Genomic DNA, 15,833 nt, shown 5'->3' on the forward strand with positions numbered 1-15,833 from the left:
GGAACAGAGTATTATACATAACGATTAAAGGGGAAATGAAAATGAAAAAAATATTTCGCTTGGGTTTACTGGCTATTCTTAGTGTAGGGGTTCTATCTGCTTGCTCAGCTAACGGTTCGGGCTCAAATGCGAATGAAAAAGTACATGTTAAAATCGGGGTTTCAGGATCTGAGGACACGTATTGGGATGTGCTCAAGAAGAAAGCAGAGGCCAAAAATATTGAAATTGAGCTGATCAGTTTCTCGGATTATACATTACCCAATAAGGCGCTCGCCAATAAAGAGGTAGATTTGAATTCCTTTCAACATTTGGCCTTTCTCAGTCAGTTTAATGTAGAAAATGATGTGAATATCGTCCCTATTGGTGCAACGATTATCGCTCCGATGGCACTGTACTCTGAAAAATTCAAAAACGTATCGGATATTCCTGACGGATCAAAAATTGCTATACCGGATGATCCGTCCAATCAGGGACGGGCTTTAAAACTTCTCCAGTCTGCAGGGCTGATTAAGTTGAAGCAGGATGCGGGCCTGTATCCGACCACGGATGAAATAGAAGGGAATCCTAAAAAGCTGGAGATTGTCCCAGTTGTCGCTCAGCAGACGCCACGCGTCTTGTCTGATGTAGCCGCCTCAGCTGTGAACAGCGGTGTTGCTACAGATGCCGGGCTCAAGCTGGATGGAGCCATCTACAAGGATGATGCAAGCAGTGAAGAAGCGAAGCCATATGTGAACGTGTTTGCTGCCCGTGCGGAGGATAAGGATAATGCGACTTACAAAACGATCGTGGATTTGTACCATGATGCTGATGTAGCCGAGGCGGTAAAACAGGATTCCAAAGGAGCTAACGTCGTGGTAGACCAGTCTGCCGAAGAGCTACAGGCCACATTGGATAAGCTGGTAGCAGATGTTAAAGCGCAAAAGAAATAAGAATGTTGAACAGAAGTAGGGTTGGAAGCATACTAATCTATTTTCGAAACGAGGAGAGATTGCGATGAGTACAACGAATACGGTCGATACACATAGACAGCGGATTATTAAGGAAATTGAGGAGTCTCGTCAGCTTTACACGGAAACGAGCCGGTTTATTCATGCTAATCCCGAAATCGGCAATCAAGAATTTCAAGCTTCCCAGGCACTGACGGGTATTTTGGAGCAAGCGGGGTTTAAGGTAACTCGTAATGTAGCGGGACACGAAACCGGATTTGTTGCCCGTAAGGCTTCTGCTAGACCAGGTCCGAAAATCGGATACTTGGCTGAATATGATGCATTGCCCGGTCTGGGCCATGCTTGTGGCCACAATATTATCGGAACCGCAAGCACGGCAGCAGCCATCGCCTTGGCGCAGGTGATCGACGAAACGGGAGGTGAGGTGTATGTGTTCGGTACACCAGCGGAAGAAGGCGGTCCTAATGGCAGTGCAAAAGGCAGCTTCGTGAAGCACGGGCTGTTCGAAGGGATTGATGCTGCACTGATGGTTCATCCATCCGGTGTGACCCGGCTGACCTCACCAAGTCTGGCAGTTGATCCGCTAGATTTCCATTTTCACGGCAAAGCGGCTCATGCCGCAGGATCACCAGAGCAGGGAATCAATGCGCTCGATGCGGTGCTACAGTTGTTCAGCGGTATCAATGCTTTGCGTCAGCAACTGCCGACCGATGTGCGTATTCATGGCATCATCACGCATGGAGGAGACGCGCCCAATATCATTCCGGACTATGCGTCGGCACGCTTTTTCATTCGGGCAAGTACTTGGCAGCGCACAGAGGAGGTTTCCACGAAAGTTCGCCATATCGCAGATGCTGCTGCTTTGGCAACAGGAGCCACTGTGAAAATCGAACGTTTTCAAAATGAAGTGCGTGATTTCATTCTGAACGATACCCTGGATGAGGTAGTAGGTCGTGAACTGGAAGCGCTGGGAGAACAGCTGGATCGTGGCCCTCGTGCCGGACTGGGTTCGACGGATGCGGGAAATGTAAGCCATGTTATCCCGACTGCACATGCTTACATTAAGATCGGTCCAGATGATCTCATCGCTCATACGGTGGAATTCAGGGAAGCGGCTGGCTCTGAGAAGGGTGAGGAAGCCTTAGTGATTGGAGCCAAGGCGCTAGCCTTGTCAGGCTTGGAGCTACTGGTGAATGAAACACTGCTGGTTGCGGTGAAGGAAGATTTTAAGCGTACGCATTCAGCGGCACAGTAAGCCAAGTCCTCACATGGCGTAGCAGAGCCGTCTAATACGAGTGTTATAGTTGAAGAGGATATCCTACAGTCTGTTTGGCTGCATGGATATCCTTTTTCATTTTCTTATAAGCTGCTATCCTTGCTCCTCAATCGCTAGGTCACTCATAACCTCATTTTTACAAAGTACTATATTTCCAAAAACAACGTATTAACATTTGATTGTTATGATTATAGTTATAACTTTTACATATTAACTGCAAAGAGGAGTGTACACATGTTTAAGAAGTTTCAAAAATGGTCAGTAACATCTATGTCTATTGCTCTTATGCTAGGTTTGATTACTGGTCCGTCTGCTTTGCCTGTCTATGCTGAATCACCAGGGAACACAGATGGTATTAGTAAAGTTACAGCTACATTTTATGGAGACACAAAAGGCTCCAAAGGGTTTACCTGGTACACTTCAAAACTTCTCACGAACAGCACTGTTCAAGTAATAAAGAAAACGGCTTCTGAAGCTGATTTTACGAAAGCTATCGCATTCGTAGGCGCTTCTTCTCCATCGACCAATTCTGCAGAAGAGCTTGTCCATAAAGCCGTAGCTACAGGTCTTCAAGCGAACACAACTTATTATTATCGTGTGGGTGATGCAGCGCGCGGGATATGGAGCGAAACAGGTACGTTTCAAACGGCTCCTAAGAGCGGTGAATTTACCTTCATTGATCTAGCTGATACTCAAGCAAAAAGCGAAGATGAAGCCATATTGTCTTCACAGACGCTCGAAAAAGCACTTCAAACTGTAGGTAATGCTCAGTTTGTAGTCCACAACGGAGATATCGTAGACACCGGTACCAAAGAAGAGCAGTGGGACTGGTTGTTGGGACATTCACAAAAAAGTCTTTTGAATACAACCATTGTTCCTTCAGCAGGTAATCACGAGGATGAGAACTACGCTTTTTATGATCACTTTAATATTAATGAACCAGCTGGTTCTGCTACTAAAACAGGAGCATACTACTCCTTTGATTACAGCAATGCTCACTTTATCGTACTGAACTCCAATGAGGACTCAGAGAAATATGCCAATTTTTCTGAAGATCAAGTTGAATGGTTAAAGAAAGATGCTGCGGCAGCCAAAAGGGCAGGTGCAAAGTGGATCATTGTTAACATTCATAAAGGTCCCTACACTACCTCTAATCATGCAACAGACTCTGACATCATAGATAATAACGGAGTTCGTAACCAGATCGCACCATTAATGGCCGAGCTAGATATCGACTTTGTTGTGCAAGGGCACGATCATATTTATGCTCGTACGAAACCAATCAACCAAGAGGGTAAAGCAATAACGCCAACAAAAGTAAAAGATACATTAAATGATAAGACGATTGAATATAGTGTGAATCCAGATGGAAGTATTTATGTCATCCCAGCAACCGCTGGCCCCAAAGTCTACTACAAGAATCCAAGCGAAAAACTTGGAGATAAGTATTATAATCTCTTTGAACTAGCTGAAGAGAATCATGCGGCAGTATATGGCCCAGATCCGAGTGACAATCGTAGACCCACACGAGGACAAGTACAGAATTTTGTTGGCATCACTGTAGACGAAAATAAACTTACAGCCGTAACGTACGAAATTGATCAAAACAAAAATGATGCTAAACCGTTTATTGTGGATCAATTCGGAATCATCAAAAAATATCAGTAAAATTGATTTAATAGTTTCTAAATGATCATAAAAGGATATCCTACAGTCTGTTTGGCTGCATGGGTATCCTTTTTCATTTTCTTAGGGGATATCTACTATTGTACTTGTAATACTTACGCCCTGTTCGGAAGCTGGTGAAACGTACATAATGCAATTAACGACTTTACAAGTTGAAACATGGAGTGACTTACAGGAGGATGAAACGACGATGGCTTATCAAGAAATCAATGGAGTACGAGTATGGGGAGCACCTGATCCAGGGGCATTATCTCAAGCTCGTACATGTGCCGAAAACGGTAATGTGATTCAAGCGCTGCTGATGGCAGATCATCATAAAGGCTACAGTCAGCCGATTGGCGGTGTGATGGTGTATGACGGACAAATTTCGCCTTCAGGTGTCGGGTATGATATCGGTTGCGGGAATAAGGCAGTAAGAACCAAGCTGTTTGCAGCAGATATTATGCCGCGTATTTCAGCTGTGATGGATGAGATTGCACGTCATATTTCGTTTGGCGTAGGCCGTGTGAATGCGATTCAGGTAGACCATGAGCTGTTCGATGACCCGGATTGGGCAGTATATGCAGCGATTGGGAAACAAGAACATGACAAACTGAAGTCCTTGGCGAGAGAACAGCTGGGTACAGTAGGGAGTGGCAATCATTTTGTTGATGTATTCGTGGAGGAAGCGACAGGGCAGGTCTGGATTGCCAATCATTTCGGTAGCCGGGGCTTTGGGCATAAAACAGCAAGTGGGTTTCTAAACTTAGCTGCTGGACGAGAGTTCCTCGGAAAGGCGCCGGGAGAGCATATGGATCAGCCGCCTGTGCTGCTGGATATGAACAGTGAGCTGGGGGACATGTACTACCGTGCGATGCGCCTTGCTGGACGCTATGCGTATGCGGGACGTGACTACGTGATAGAACAAGTGCTTGGTATTATAGGGACTGAAGCGGACTTTACTGTGCATAACCACCATAATTACGCATGGAAAGAACAGCATGATGGGCGTGACACCATTGTGGTCCGCAAAGGCGCTACTCCCTCGGCACCTGGCCAGATGGGCTTTATTGGAGGAAGCATGGGCGATATTTCGGTGATTGTACGCGGAAAAGATACGGTAGAAAATCGGGATTCCTACTATAGTACAGTTCATGGGGCAGGTCGTATTATGAGTCGTACCCAGGCAGCCGGTAAAATGAATTGGAAAACCCGCACACGGTGTGGTGGACAAATCACGGATGTACAAATGAAGGAGGCCGTTCGGAACTATGGTGTCGAGCTGCGCGGAGCTGGTACAGATGAAAGCCCGTTCGTCTACCGTAAACTTCGCGAGGTACTGGACGCTCATTCCGAGACCGTGGAGGTTATGCATGAACTGAAGCCTATTGGGGTATGCATGGCTGGGGCTAATGAATTTGACCCTTATAAGGATTAATAAAAAGACTATGCCCGGTAGAAGTGTTCATTTGCCAAGCATAGTCTTTTGAGTACATAAATGAGTATATAATAGAAGGAATTCATTGCTTGATACGTTTGTTAGTAGCTTTATGTTTACAGCTTATCAGCAAAAAGCTGTTCTTTAATATAAGCGACTGGCATTTCTTGAGCTGTCCACAGTTCGAAGGCCAATGCGCCCTGCCACAGCATCATGCCCAGACCGTTAATGGCAGTTGCACCTACGGATTCGGCTTGTTCCATCAGCTTGGATTTAGCTGGGCTGTACACTACATCGGTTATGATCAGGTCGGAACGAAGCATGGACACATCTTCAATCACACTTTTGCCTTCCAGTGGTTTCATACCAACACCTGTACCGTTAGCGAGAATATGACTTGTGCGGATCTCTTCACGTAGCTGTTCTTGATTTTCCAATGGATAGATATTCGCCTTAACTTGGGTGTGTTTCATATCTTCATTAATAATACGGACATTCTCTTCTGCACGAGCAAAGAACTGATCGTTACGGGCAAAGATTGAAATTTCAGCCAGACCTGCTTGAGCCGCTTCAATAGCAATCGGTGTAGCTGCGCCGCCAGAGCCGACAAGTGTCATTTTCTTACCTTTCAGGTCAATGCCGTGTTCACGCAAGTTACGAACATAACCAGATCCATCTGTACTATAGCCTTTCAGTTTACCATCTGTGTTCACGACGGTGTTGACTGCACCTGTAAATTTAGCGCTGTCGTCCAGCTCATCAAGGTACTGTAAAATAGCTGTTTTGTTAGGCATGGACACGTTATAACCACGTATGTTCAGAGCGCGCATCCCCCGTACCACTTCTTCAAGTTGTTCATTTCCTACTTCAAAGGCCATATAAGCGTTATTCAGGCCCAGCTTTTCAAACGCAAGATTATGCATAGCCGGGGATAAAGAGTGTCCGATTGGTGTAGCAAGCAGTCCGATTAATTGTGTTCTTCCGTCAATACGTCCAGCATTTTTCATAATATAAGCCTCCAAGTAATCTGTGTAGTTTAATGAAATACTTTTTTATATCGATAAGCAACAAACACGGCCAGCAAAATACTGACTACAGCAATCGCAATATCCAGAATGAATACCGAGGTAATTCCCAAACTTTTGGACATGCCCCCAGTAGCCAGAGGCATCAGGATGAACGAAAGACTGGCTGCTATGTTCACGAGAGAAGTCGTAGTGCCTTTGTTCTTGCGGAAAAATTCCGTCATAACCGTGAGGGCAATTTGGAATATGCCTGCGGTAGACAAGCCGATCAAGAATGAACTGATCAAAGTAGCGACAGGATTGTGCCATGTAATTAAAGCTAGCAAAGAAAGCAGAGCAATAAACGGATATACAATCATGACAGTAATCGGTTTAATGAATCTACCAAGTACCACAGCTAACAGAATAACGGAAACCAATGAACCTATACTATAGTAGCTCAGCAGTTTAATGGCACTGGCTTTGTCCATGCCCAGGGCCTCTTGTCCAAAGGTAGGAAGCCATAGCTGCACGATCATGAACAATACAGTAGAAGTAAAACCGATAATAATTAGAGATAAACCTTCTTGCCAAAACTTAGGCTCGCTGCGGAAAATATCTGTGGATTGGGCAGCCTCGGTTGGAGCCTTTTGTTCCTCTGCTTTGTGGTTAGGGAAAGCTGTCATCGATAAGAAGATACCGTTCAGCAGATAAATCCCTGCTGGAATAAAGAAGGAATATCCATAGAACATATCGTGATTAATAAAGAATGCAATCATGAACGGAATCACAATAGCACCGATAGAGATGGATGCTTTGACCAGTACAGTTGCAGATCCGGCTTTTTTTCCAAAGCCTTCAATTAATGCAGGATACGTTCCCGAATCCATCATAGAGTTGCAAAGCCCTGCGATAATGGCAAACACGAATGCCAACGAATAGTTAGGTGCAAGCGGAATGCCAATCAGAAAGATTAAATAAGCAAATGATGCAATAACAATGAGTGGTTTTCTTCCGTATTTGTCTGACATTTTTCCGGCTACCCCGAGAGCGAGCAACTTACCGATCCCAATCGCGGACACCAGATAGCCGATGGCTGCTTTATCCGTGTTCAATTGGACGGTCAGGAAGCTCATATTCGACGAGAGAATAACATTGATCATACCCAGAAGAAAATAGTTGATGTAAAGCCCTGCTGCCATTCTGATATAAGGATTTTTCATAAGTGTAACTCCCAACTTAAGTTTTAGATCAATGGCCTAGGTAGGCATCGTCCAGCGGTATTACATTACGCCTACAGATAAGTGAAATTATTCACATTCTTTCTATGTCATTATTATATAAGGAGTGTTATTATAAATCCAATGCATATTTCTATCGTTTTTCATAGTTTGGGTCTATAATTTAAAATATGAATTAAAGAAGGAGATTACATAATTATGAACCTGAAGCACTTACAATATTTTCGTGTACTTGCGGAGATGGAGCATTTTACCCAGGCAGCTATGCGACTATGTATTACACAGCCCAGTTTAAGTCATGCGATTTCAGAATTAGAAAAAGATTTGGGAGTTCATCTGTTTGAGAAGCAGGGGAGAAATATTCGGTTAAACAAATACGGACGATTTTTCCTGAAGTATGTGGAGCACGCGATGGATGAATTAGAAAAGGGAGAACACAATTTACGGGAGCTAGTGAGTCCAAGCCATGGAAATATAGATTTGGCGTTCATTTACACGTTAGGCTCACACTTCATTCCAGCGATTATTCAAGCCTTTTCAGCTCTGGATGCCCGTAAAGATATCTCCTTTTCGTTTCACCAAGGGAATACGAACGATATTATCCAGGGGCTGAAGCAGGAAGATTATGATGTGGCGTTCTGCTCTCACATGGAAAATGTACCGGATGTGGAGTTTATTCCGTTGGCTCAGCAGGAACTGGTTGTCATTGTTTCGCCTGATCATCCACTGGCGACTCTAGACCAAATTGATCTCAAGGATACAGCGGATTATCCGGTGATCTTCTTCAACAAAAAGAGTGGAGTTCGGCCCATTATTGAGAATTTGTTTGTCAAAGCGGGCGTTACGCCACAGATTATTTGCGAGATTGAAGAGGATACAGCAATGGCAGGGCTGGTGTCTGTCAATTACGGAATTGGGGTTATGCCTCGAATTTCATCGTTAGATTATTTTAACGTCAAAACATTGCCTATTGTAAATCCAGAATACGAGCGTTTTATCTACCTGGCCAGCATCAAAAATAGGTATTTATCCCCGGCAGTAGTGGACTTTCGGAACTTTGCACTAAGCTACGGCAAGGAGTTTTATCTGAAAACGCATCAGCGCGTCTAGGCTGGGGTCCCGCAATATTTAAACTTGATAAATTTTAAAATGTGTTCTATACTTCATCATCGACACAGGTAATGTGAAATGATTCACATTTTTAATACTACAAGACTTACTTACAAAAGCAGGTGAATTCATGATGAAACGTTCTTCTTTTCCAGTGGCGACAGGCCTTTATGTAAACTATCTTTTGTTCGGCATGTTTAATATTATGCTGGCGTCCCACATGTCCTTTTTAACAGAGCATTTGCATACAGATCAGACGGGCATCAGTCTCTTGGTTTCTGCGATGGGATTTGGCAGGCTGTTTACCCTGTACATATCCGGGGTGCTCTCCGACCGTTATGGTCGTAAGCCGTTTATTGTGGTAGCAGGGCTACTAATGGCTGTATTCTTGGTCGGTATACCGCTGAGTCCCAGCTTTGAGATGGCGATCGTACTGGCTGTGCTGGCAGGCGTAGCGAATTCTTTTCTTGATTCAGGTACTTATCCAGCGCTGATCGAAGCTTTTCCCCAATCCTCTGGTTCGGCTACAGTGTTGGTGAGAGGTTTTATATCCATCGGGGCGGCATTTTTACCGTTAATGATTATCTTTTTTATGAATCACGACATTTTCTACGGATTCTCTTTCTTTTTACCAGCCCTCATATTTACTTTGAATGCAATCTACTTGTTCAGAATGAAGTTTCCAGATATGCGGGTTCAGTCACCCAAGGAGCCAGTTGGTGATACTTCTGTATCGAGCGTTGAGCAAGCGGGAAAATTGGAGGCAAATGATCGGAGTAAGCCGCGGTTTTGGCAGGAAGGGGTATGCCTTATCTTGCTCGGATTTACCGGACCGACTTTGCTTTATATTGTGCAGTTATGGCTGCCTACTTTTGGACAACAGTTTATCGGTATGACCCAATCAGAGTCTCTCAGATTATTAGTTTATTACAATGTCGGTTCACTGATTTCCGTGTTTGTATTAGTAATTGTGTTAAGAAAATGGGTTAAACCTGTTCACATTATTCTTATTTATCCATGTATTTCTCTCTTGGCTTTTGGAGCGCTTCTCCTTTTCAAGTCAGGGGCTGCGGCCATTATTTGTGCGAGTGTCATCGGGTTTTCAATATCAGGTGTACTTCAACTGACATTAACCGTAATGAGTGAATTTTTTAGTCAACGAAAAGGACAGATTACCGGGTTTGTGTATACAGCAACCTCGCTGTCATACACGGTCATTCCCGTGTTTACAGGCTTTCTTTTGAAACATTCTCAGATATCGAGTGTTTTTATGCTAGCTATTATTGTGAATGTGCTAGGGATCGTACTGGCGGTGTTTGTTAATTTTCGGTACAGTTTAGTTTTTCCAGCAAGTCGCAAATTGTCCCCTAAAATCGTACTTGAACCCAAATAAATGACGACTGGACCTAATCATCTGCATGCTTATTCAGAATGCGTTATACTATGAATTATTGTACATGTTCGACTTGAAAATGTAATTTGGGAGTGAGATAGAGATGGCTAAAATCGTAAAGGTGAAAGATGTTCTGATCGGTGAAGGAGCGCCAAAAATTTGTGTGCCAATGGTGGGAGAAACGTTGGAGCAGTTGAAGGAAGAGGCCACTTATTTACGTACGCTCGACCTGGATATCGTGGAGTGGAGAGTCGATTTTTTCGAGCATGTGGAGGATCTGGAAAAGGTTAAAGCTGCCTTACATGAAATTCGGTCTATTTTAGCAAATGTTCCGCTCGTATTTACGTTCCGTAGCGCTCGGGAAGGCGGAGAAAAGGAAATCAGTGCAGCGAGTTATGTGGAATTGAACCGTACAGTAGCCGAAACGGGGCAAGTCGAACTTATTGATGTAGAGCTTTTTAATGAGGAAGCTGATGTGAAGACGCTGGTAGAAGCAGCACATAAGCATAACGTATATGTGATTATATCTAATCATGATTTTCATAAGACGCCGTCGAAGGAGGAGATTGTGTCCCGGTTACGTAAGGCGCAGGAATTGGGAGGCGATCTGCCTAAGATAGCAGTGATGCCAACCAATACAGCCGATGTACTCACTTTGCTGGATGCCACTCGTACCATGGCAGAAGAGCATGCAGATCGGCCGATTATTACGATGTCGATGGCAGGGAAAGGTGTCGTGAGCCGCCTGACCGGAGAACTGTTTGGTTCCGCTCTGACCTTTGGTGCTGCTAAGAAAGCTTCCGCTCCGGGGCAGATTCCTGTCACTGAACTGAGAGAGATATTGACGGTGCTGCATAGCCATTCTTAAAAGATGGATGGTATTACTCGCTAGTCAGTAATATATCCGCAGTGAACCAAAAAGGAAGGCCCCCATGCGGTAAGCATGCTGGAGCCCTCCTTTTTGTGTAACTCTTAATTCAATCCCCGAGTAGGTTCATACAACTCCCAACCTAGATTCAGCGTTTGAATAATATAGTCTGCGACTTCTTCCGCATCCAACTGATCCGTATCGATCTTGGAGTGATTCACCGCGTAAATGTCCTGTCTGGAACGGAAGAGATCCTCAATTTCCCCTAAAGTCTTGTTTTGTAGATTGGGACGGGTGTCAATCAGCATCTTGAGCCGATCTTTCCAGGAATCCCAATTTAAATCCAAGAAGAAAACAATCGATGAAGCCAAACAAGCTTGCTTCACCTCTTCCTGTAAAAATGCACCACCGCCAACGGAAATGATTTTAAGACGTGTGTTGCTGCACAGCTTCAAAATATGCTCTTTTTCAATCTCACGGAAACGCTTCTCTCCATAAGTTTTGAAAATCTCTGTTGTTGGCATGTTGTATTCTCGTTCAATCTCCTGGTCAATATCCACGAAATCGCGATACAGCTTGCGCGCTAGATGGGAACCGATCGTTGTTTTGCCTACACCCATAAAGCCGATGAGCACAATATTTTGTTCTTTTAATGGAATCTCACTATTGTTTTGCACCATAACCACTCTTTTCTCACCAGTAATGTTGAGATGTGACGCTTCAAAGCACTAAATACATTATACGTTCATCAAACGTGTCATTCAATAGTATAGATTACATCAAAAATGAGGTATAGAACGAAATAAGGTTCTGATTACCATTGTAGTGACATAGAGCACGCATTCGAGACTAGATACTCAGCGATTTGATGCGTAAATTGTCAAAAAATAAACTTGTACAAGTATAAAAGAGGCAATATTGTGTACTTAATTGAAAAAAAGGACATATTTTGGCGGAAAATATATTGAAATTACTGGAAGTATGATTATAATAAAGTTATGCAAATTGTAAATGTAATCGCTCTATTTACAATTTGTGCTTTATATTAATTAGGAGACAAAATTGCTTTGAACCAAAAACCAAGTATACATATGCAAATAGTTGAATAATGATTTATAGACATGTATCGGTCAATGGGTTCATTGTGCGAAGGTGGTGATACGGTCTACGCGTTCTAGTCAACGAAGAATTGGAACAATAAAAAAATATCTACGAGAGGGATGAATTGAAATGAAAACAAACACAGCTAAAGTATTGAAAAAGGGAATCAGTATCGCTTTATCAGGAATGTTGGTCGCTTTATTTGTCGGCAATTATTCTGCTCATGCAGCTCCAGAAGTCGTTCATAAGACCATACTTGTTAAAGCCGGAGAAGTATACGATGGTAAGGGCAAGACTGTAGTAGCTGATCCCGATACCTTGGGAGACGGAAGCCAGAAAGAGGCTCAAAAGCCTATTTTCAAACTTGAAAATAATGCAACTTTGAAAAATGTGATCATCGCTGCCCCTGCTGCGGATGGTGTGCATGTATATGGCAACGGCACAATTTCCAACGTAACATGGGAGGATGTAGGTGAAGATGCATTGACGCTTAAAGAACCAGGCACGGTAAACATTACGGGCGGTGGAGCGTTCCATGCGTACGATAAAGTATTCCAAATTAATGCCGAAGGCACGATTAACATTAAAAACTTTAGAGCCGATGATATCGGAAAACTGGTTCGTCAGCTGGGAGACTCTACTTTTAGAGTGAATATGACTTTGGATAACTCGGATATTTCCAACGTTAAGGATTCAATTCTGAGATCGGACGGTCCTAACAGCAAAGCTAAAATTACGAACACTCGTTATCACAATGTGAAACAATTGTTCAAAGGCTTTAAATCCAGTAATACGAGTGAATCCGGTAATACTAAATATTAATCGGAGAGTAGGATAGGAGTACGGATATGAAAAGGGGCTGGCCGACAGATCGTGTGGATCTGATTGGACAAGCCCCTTTTTTGGTACGTCGAGTTACCCAAAGATGATCTGGGCTTCGTTCGAAACGAGGACTGTGATATGATCGTGCTATTACATTTTATACAAAAAAGTTGGGTGGCTATGAATCCTTTTCATCAATATGTGAATGTTGACGGCACCTTGAATGATACGCTGGTGCGGAATCGTGAAATTTTATATACAGGTACGAATGGTCGGCATGTGGAACGTTTTTACGTGTCTTCCTCTGAAAGTTATATATTCAAACCGCTAACCAACGATGATCAGGAGGGGCGGGAGAGATGGGTGTATGAGCATGTGCTTCCTGCGTTATCACCGATCTATCCCCGATTGCTAGCCTGGTCTGATGCAGGTGCGGATGGCGGAGGAGAATGGATGGTTTTTGAGGACCTTGGTCCGTTACATCATCTACATGCAGACGAAACTTTATTGCGAGCTGTTGGACTTGTTGCATGGTGGCATGTTTTGCCGACGGATCGTTTTGCTGGGATGCCGCTGCGAGGACCAAAGCCACTCATTCAGGAGATGGTTTCCGAGCTATACACGCGCAAGCCGGATGTGTTAAAGCTTTGCAGCTCACTGGGATTATCTAAGCAACAGATGCAGCGTATGTATGTACAGCTGGAGCATTTATCTTTTTCACAGCAGCTTGTACTGTCTCATGGTGATCTTCATCCGGGGAACTATGCGCTGAGCGGGGAACGGCTTATGGTACTGGATTGGGAGCATGCTCATCTGAACACACCGCTGTGGGATGTATATCACCTGATCGACATGTCCCATCCGTTGTTTCCCCGGCGCATGACGTCCGAATTTCGTATTCGTATGCTGGACACATACGTGGAGCAGCTGGAGCTGTTGGGGATAAGAGTGGATCGAACGGCATTTATGCTGGAATATGGCATGTTTGCGGTGGTATTTTCGCTCTGGATGCTGTTGTTAATCACAGGTGATTTGCAAAGGATTGGAACGAACCTGCATAGAAACGGCGATAAATGGTCAAAAGAGCAATTAGAGTCCCAGTTGGATGAAACGTTAGCCTGTTTGAACCAATGTGCAGCGATGATGGATTCGGGACAAGCCCAACAATGTAGATAGTAGCTTAAGACATAGACTGTATTTAGTTAGCAAAAGAAGGTAGGGAAATAAATCCATGAAAAAAGTCGGTTTGGTTATGAGAAAAATACAATTTGCTGAAGCACAGGGTCCACGTATTTTTGCAGAACGTCTGAAGCAGATCGGGTTGGAATTGGGGGTGGACATCGTATTTGTATCACCAGAGCGCCATGTGAGCAGCCATGACTGGCTTCCGGGTTATGAGCACGAAAAGGGCGACTTGGTCAACTATGACGTCGTACTGGACCAACTCCATGAGCAGCAGATTGAGCACGTTATTTATACGGTATCTGGCTTTACCTATTTGAACATGTTTTTTAAAAACAGCGTGCTTTTTCCGCATAGTTTTCCTGATCCGGCACTTACAGGCTATGAGATGATGAAGCCTTTTTATCAGATCGTGGACAAGGCTATCGTACAGACTGCCTTTCTCAAGCAGGAGATGGCTTCGAAGTTTGGCGTAACCGATGTGACAGTCATCCCGATCGGATTTAATGAGCGGCTGGTGGAAAAGCATTTTGATCCCTCGCAAGTGGTAGAGAACCGGGTGATGTGGATTGGTAGAGATGAGGAGAACCGACGTCCGGATTTGGTGCTGGAGTATGCGAGGCATAATCCTGACAAGGATGTCTATATGGTATTTGGCGGTGAACGCTACAAGGAAAGTATGAAGAAGTACGATATCCCGGACAATGTTAAACTTCAATTTGCGTTGACGCAAGATGAGGTGTTTGCACTGATGAACACGGCAAAGGTGTATTGGAGCTGCTCCAAATTCGATACGTTCGCGATGCCACTGACCGAAGCGCTGGCTATGGGTAAAATCGTCGTGAAGCCAGAGCACCCTTGCTATGGACATATCAGCTCTACGCATTCTTTTTCAGGGAATGAGAAAAACTGGTTCGAGCTGGTCAATATGGCTGCCGCCTCACCGCTCCGGGTTTCTACAGAAAATCAGGCATACGCTATGGAACAGTTTTCAAGTCAGGTGATGAAGCAGGGCTATCGGGACTTTTTTGATCATTGGTTAAGCTGAACGGCGAGGCAAAATACTGTGGTTGCAACAAGCGTCTGAATGTCCAGAGTGAAATAAAAATAACCCGCAAGGTGGTCACTTTTATTCAAAATATCCATCATGCGGGTTACGGTTCATCATTGACTTACCGTTTGGACTTTACTGGAACTGGGGTTCCTTTTTTAAATCGAACCGGTCTTCTCGGAATTCTGCGAATGCTGGATTCTGCGGATTTGGAAGGTAACGCCGTACGAGTTGTCTTTGATGCCGGTTTGCTTTTACTTGTACTGGTGATGAACTCGAGAGTGAAATTGACTATAGAATCGTCAATGGGTAGTCTACGCATCCCCACTCGTCTGGATGATCCGCTGCTATAGTTCCAACACCAATGAAAATCACTGCTAGTGCTTCTCGGAAGCCGTGTGCGGTACGTACCGCTCCATGTATTTCCGGAGTGATCTTCAGCATAATAGTAGAATGTGGTTCCCCCTACAGAACCGCTCCATACTTCTCTCGTATCACCAGGTTCTATCCGATACCAGCCCATTTTAGAATAATTGGTGGGATGACAGTCGGAATCAGGATAAGCATAGGCAGCATAGATGGTGTTACTCGTGTTGTTTGTAAAAAAAAGGCTCATCATACACACTTCTTTCCTCATAAATTTGTATTACAATGTCATACTATGAGGAATGTAGAAGAAGAGACTGGACAATATCTCTCAATCTATGAAAAATGAACCATTCGTTTACGTCCAAC

14 protein-coding genes and 1 pseudogene are annotated in these 15,833 nt (G+C 44.0%); 11 read left to right on the forward strand and 4 right to left on the reverse strand.

All coding sequences use genetic code 11. The features are described 5' to 3' along the window. Positions 1-41: 41 nt before the first annotated feature. The 4 genes from KAI36_RS04545 to KAI36_RS04560 all read left to right on the forward strand — a co-directional run bounded on the left by KAI36_RS04545 (position 42) and on the right by KAI36_RS04560 (position 5,326). Positions 42-929 carry a MetQ/NlpA family ABC transporter substrate-binding protein gene (locus KAI36_RS04545; protein WP_104496654.1) on the forward strand — a complete coding sequence of 296 codons (888 nt, stop codon included), beginning with the start codon at positions 42-44 and terminating at the stop codon, positions 927-929. A gap of 64 nt (positions 930-993) precedes the next feature. Continuing rightward, the gene (locus tag KAI36_RS04550; protein WP_220027072.1) at positions 994-2,202 is read left to right on the forward strand and encodes a M20 family metallopeptidase; all 1,209 of its coding nucleotides are present in this window, start codon (positions 994-996) and stop codon (positions 2,200-2,202) included. A 255-nt stretch (positions 2,203-2,457) separates the two neighbouring features. Beyond that, the gene (locus KAI36_RS04555; protein WP_220027073.1) at positions 2,458-3,891 is read left to right on the forward strand and encodes a purple acid phosphatase family protein; all 1,434 of its coding nucleotides are present in this window, start codon (positions 2,458-2,460) and stop codon (positions 3,889-3,891) included. Positions 3,892-4,099: 208 nt separating this feature from the next. Next, positions 4,100-5,326 carry an RtcB family protein gene (locus KAI36_RS04560; protein ID WP_220027074.1) on the forward strand — a complete coding sequence of 409 codons (1,227 nt, stop codon included), beginning with the start codon at positions 4,100-4,102 and terminating at the stop codon, positions 5,324-5,326. A gap of 116 nt (positions 5,327-5,442) precedes the next feature. Here KAI36_RS04560 and aroE read toward each other — a convergent pair whose 3' ends face one another. Together aroE and KAI36_RS04570 are read right to left on the reverse strand one after the other, a co-directional pair. After that, positions 5,443-6,333 carry a shikimate dehydrogenase gene (gene aroE / locus KAI36_RS04565; RefSeq protein ID WP_220027075.1) on the reverse strand — a complete coding sequence of 297 codons (891 nt, stop codon included), beginning with the start codon at positions 6,331-6,333 and terminating at the stop codon, positions 5,443-5,445. Between the two features lie 29 nt (positions 6,334-6,362). Further along, positions 6,363-7,553 (reverse strand): MFS transporter, encoded by a 1,191-nt coding sequence (locus tag KAI36_RS04570; RefSeq protein WP_071639680.1) that lies wholly within the window; start codon positions 7,551-7,553, stop codon positions 6,363-6,365. A 216-nt stretch (positions 7,554-7,769) separates the two neighbouring features. On the opposite strand from KAI36_RS04570, the gene KAI36_RS04575 reads away from it, so the two are divergent. The 3 genes from KAI36_RS04575 to aroD all read left to right on the forward strand — a co-directional run bounded on the left by KAI36_RS04575 (position 7,770) and on the right by aroD (position 10,942). Further along, the gene (locus tag KAI36_RS04575) at positions 7,770-8,681 is read left to right on the forward strand and encodes a LysR family transcriptional regulator (protein ID WP_220027076.1); all 912 of its coding nucleotides are present in this window, start codon (positions 7,770-7,772) and stop codon (positions 8,679-8,681) included. A 130-nt stretch (positions 8,682-8,811) separates the two neighbouring features. Then, on the forward strand, positions 8,812-10,074 hold the full coding sequence (locus tag KAI36_RS04580) for an MFS transporter (RefSeq protein ID WP_220027077.1): 1,263 nt from the start codon (positions 8,812-8,814) through the stop codon (positions 10,072-10,074). 103 nt (positions 10,075-10,177) lie between these two features. Further along, the gene (gene aroD / locus KAI36_RS04585) at positions 10,178-10,942 is read left to right on the forward strand and encodes a type I 3-dehydroquinate dehydratase (RefSeq protein ID WP_028542038.1); all 765 of its coding nucleotides are present in this window, start codon (positions 10,178-10,180) and stop codon (positions 10,940-10,942) included. Positions 10,943-11,046: 104 nt separating this feature from the next. Here aroD and KAI36_RS04590 read toward each other — a convergent pair whose 3' ends face one another. After that, a complete protein-coding gene (locus KAI36_RS04590; RefSeq protein ID WP_023987143.1) occupies positions 11,047-11,619 on the reverse strand; it encodes a shikimate kinase in 573 nt (190 codons plus the stop codon). A 553-nt stretch (positions 11,620-12,172) separates the two neighbouring features. Between KAI36_RS04590 and KAI36_RS04595 the strand changes: the two genes are divergently transcribed. The 4 genes from KAI36_RS04595 to KAI36_RS27105 all read left to right on the forward strand — a co-directional run bounded on the left by KAI36_RS04595 (position 12,173) and on the right by KAI36_RS27105 (position 15,451). Continuing rightward, positions 12,173-12,865, forward strand: a complete 693-nt coding sequence (locus KAI36_RS04595; RefSeq protein WP_025721306.1) for a pectate lyase — start codon at positions 12,173-12,175, stop codon at positions 12,863-12,865. Between the two features lie 138 nt (positions 12,866-13,003). After that, on the forward strand, positions 13,004-14,041 hold the full coding sequence (locus KAI36_RS04600) for an aminoglycoside phosphotransferase family protein (protein WP_220027078.1): 1,038 nt from the start codon (positions 13,004-13,006) through the stop codon (positions 14,039-14,041). Between the two features lie 55 nt (positions 14,042-14,096). Further along, positions 14,097-15,095 carry a glycosyltransferase gene (locus KAI36_RS04605; RefSeq protein WP_220027079.1) on the forward strand — a complete coding sequence of 333 codons (999 nt, stop codon included), beginning with the start codon at positions 14,097-14,099 and terminating at the stop codon, positions 15,093-15,095. After that, entirely contained in the window at positions 15,083-15,451 is a 369-nt protein-coding gene (locus KAI36_RS27105; protein WP_258296077.1) for a hypothetical protein, read from the forward strand. Before KAI36_RS04605 ends, KAI36_RS27105 begins: the two co-directional genes overlap by 13 nt. Positions 15,452-15,513: 62 nt before the next feature. Here KAI36_RS27105 and KAI36_RS27655 read toward each other — a convergent pair. Continuing rightward, positions 15,514-15,735 (reverse strand): annotated as a pseudogene (locus KAI36_RS27655) (DUF1036 domain-containing protein); the annotation flags it as partial. Between the last annotated feature and the right edge of the window lie 98 nt (positions 15,736-15,833).

It is taken from the genome of Paenibacillus sp. S02 (assembly GCF_019454065.1).
Taxonomy (GTDB): Bacteria; Bacillota; Bacilli; order Paenibacillales; family Paenibacillaceae; genus Paenibacillus; species Paenibacillus polymyxa_B.

Excerpts from the sequence above, each read along its gene's own strand:
- KAI36_RS04545 (WP_104496654.1), top strand. The coding sequence starts at position 42 with ATGAAAAAAATATTTCGCTTGGGTTTACTGGCTATTCTTAGTGTAGGG.
- KAI36_RS04550 (WP_220027072.1), top strand. The coding sequence starts at position 994 with ATGAGTACAACGAATACGGTCGATACACATAGACAGCGGATTATTAAG.
- KAI36_RS04555 (WP_220027073.1), top strand. The coding sequence starts at position 2,458 with ATGTTTAAGAAGTTTCAAAAATGGTCAGTAACATCTATGTCTATTGCT.
- KAI36_RS04560 (WP_220027074.1), top strand. The coding sequence starts at position 4,100 with ATGGCTTATCAAGAAATCAATGGAGTACGAGTATGGGGAGCACCTGAT.
- aroE (WP_220027075.1), bottom strand. The coding sequence starts at position 6,333 with ATGAAAAATGCTGGACGTATTGACGGAAGAACACAATTAATCGGACTG.
- KAI36_RS04570 (WP_071639680.1), bottom strand. The coding sequence starts at position 7,553 with ATGAAAAATCCTTATATCAGAATGGCAGCAGGGCTTTACATCAACTAT.
- KAI36_RS04575 (WP_220027076.1), top strand. The coding sequence starts at position 7,770 with ATGAACCTGAAGCACTTACAATATTTTCGTGTACTTGCGGAGATGGAG.
- KAI36_RS04580 (WP_220027077.1), top strand. The coding sequence starts at position 8,812 with ATGATGAAACGTTCTTCTTTTCCAGTGGCGACAGGCCTTTATGTAAAC.
- aroD (WP_028542038.1), top strand. The coding sequence starts at position 10,178 with ATGGCTAAAATCGTAAAGGTGAAAGATGTTCTGATCGGTGAAGGAGCG.
- KAI36_RS04595 (WP_025721306.1), top strand. The coding sequence starts at position 12,173 with ATGAAAACAAACACAGCTAAAGTATTGAAAAAGGGAATCAGTATCGCT.
- KAI36_RS04600 (WP_220027078.1), top strand. The coding sequence starts at position 13,004 with ATGATCGTGCTATTACATTTTATACAAAAAAGTTGGGTGGCTATGAAT.
- KAI36_RS04605 (WP_220027079.1), top strand. The coding sequence starts at position 14,097 with ATGAAAAAAGTCGGTTTGGTTATGAGAAAAATACAATTTGCTGAAGCA.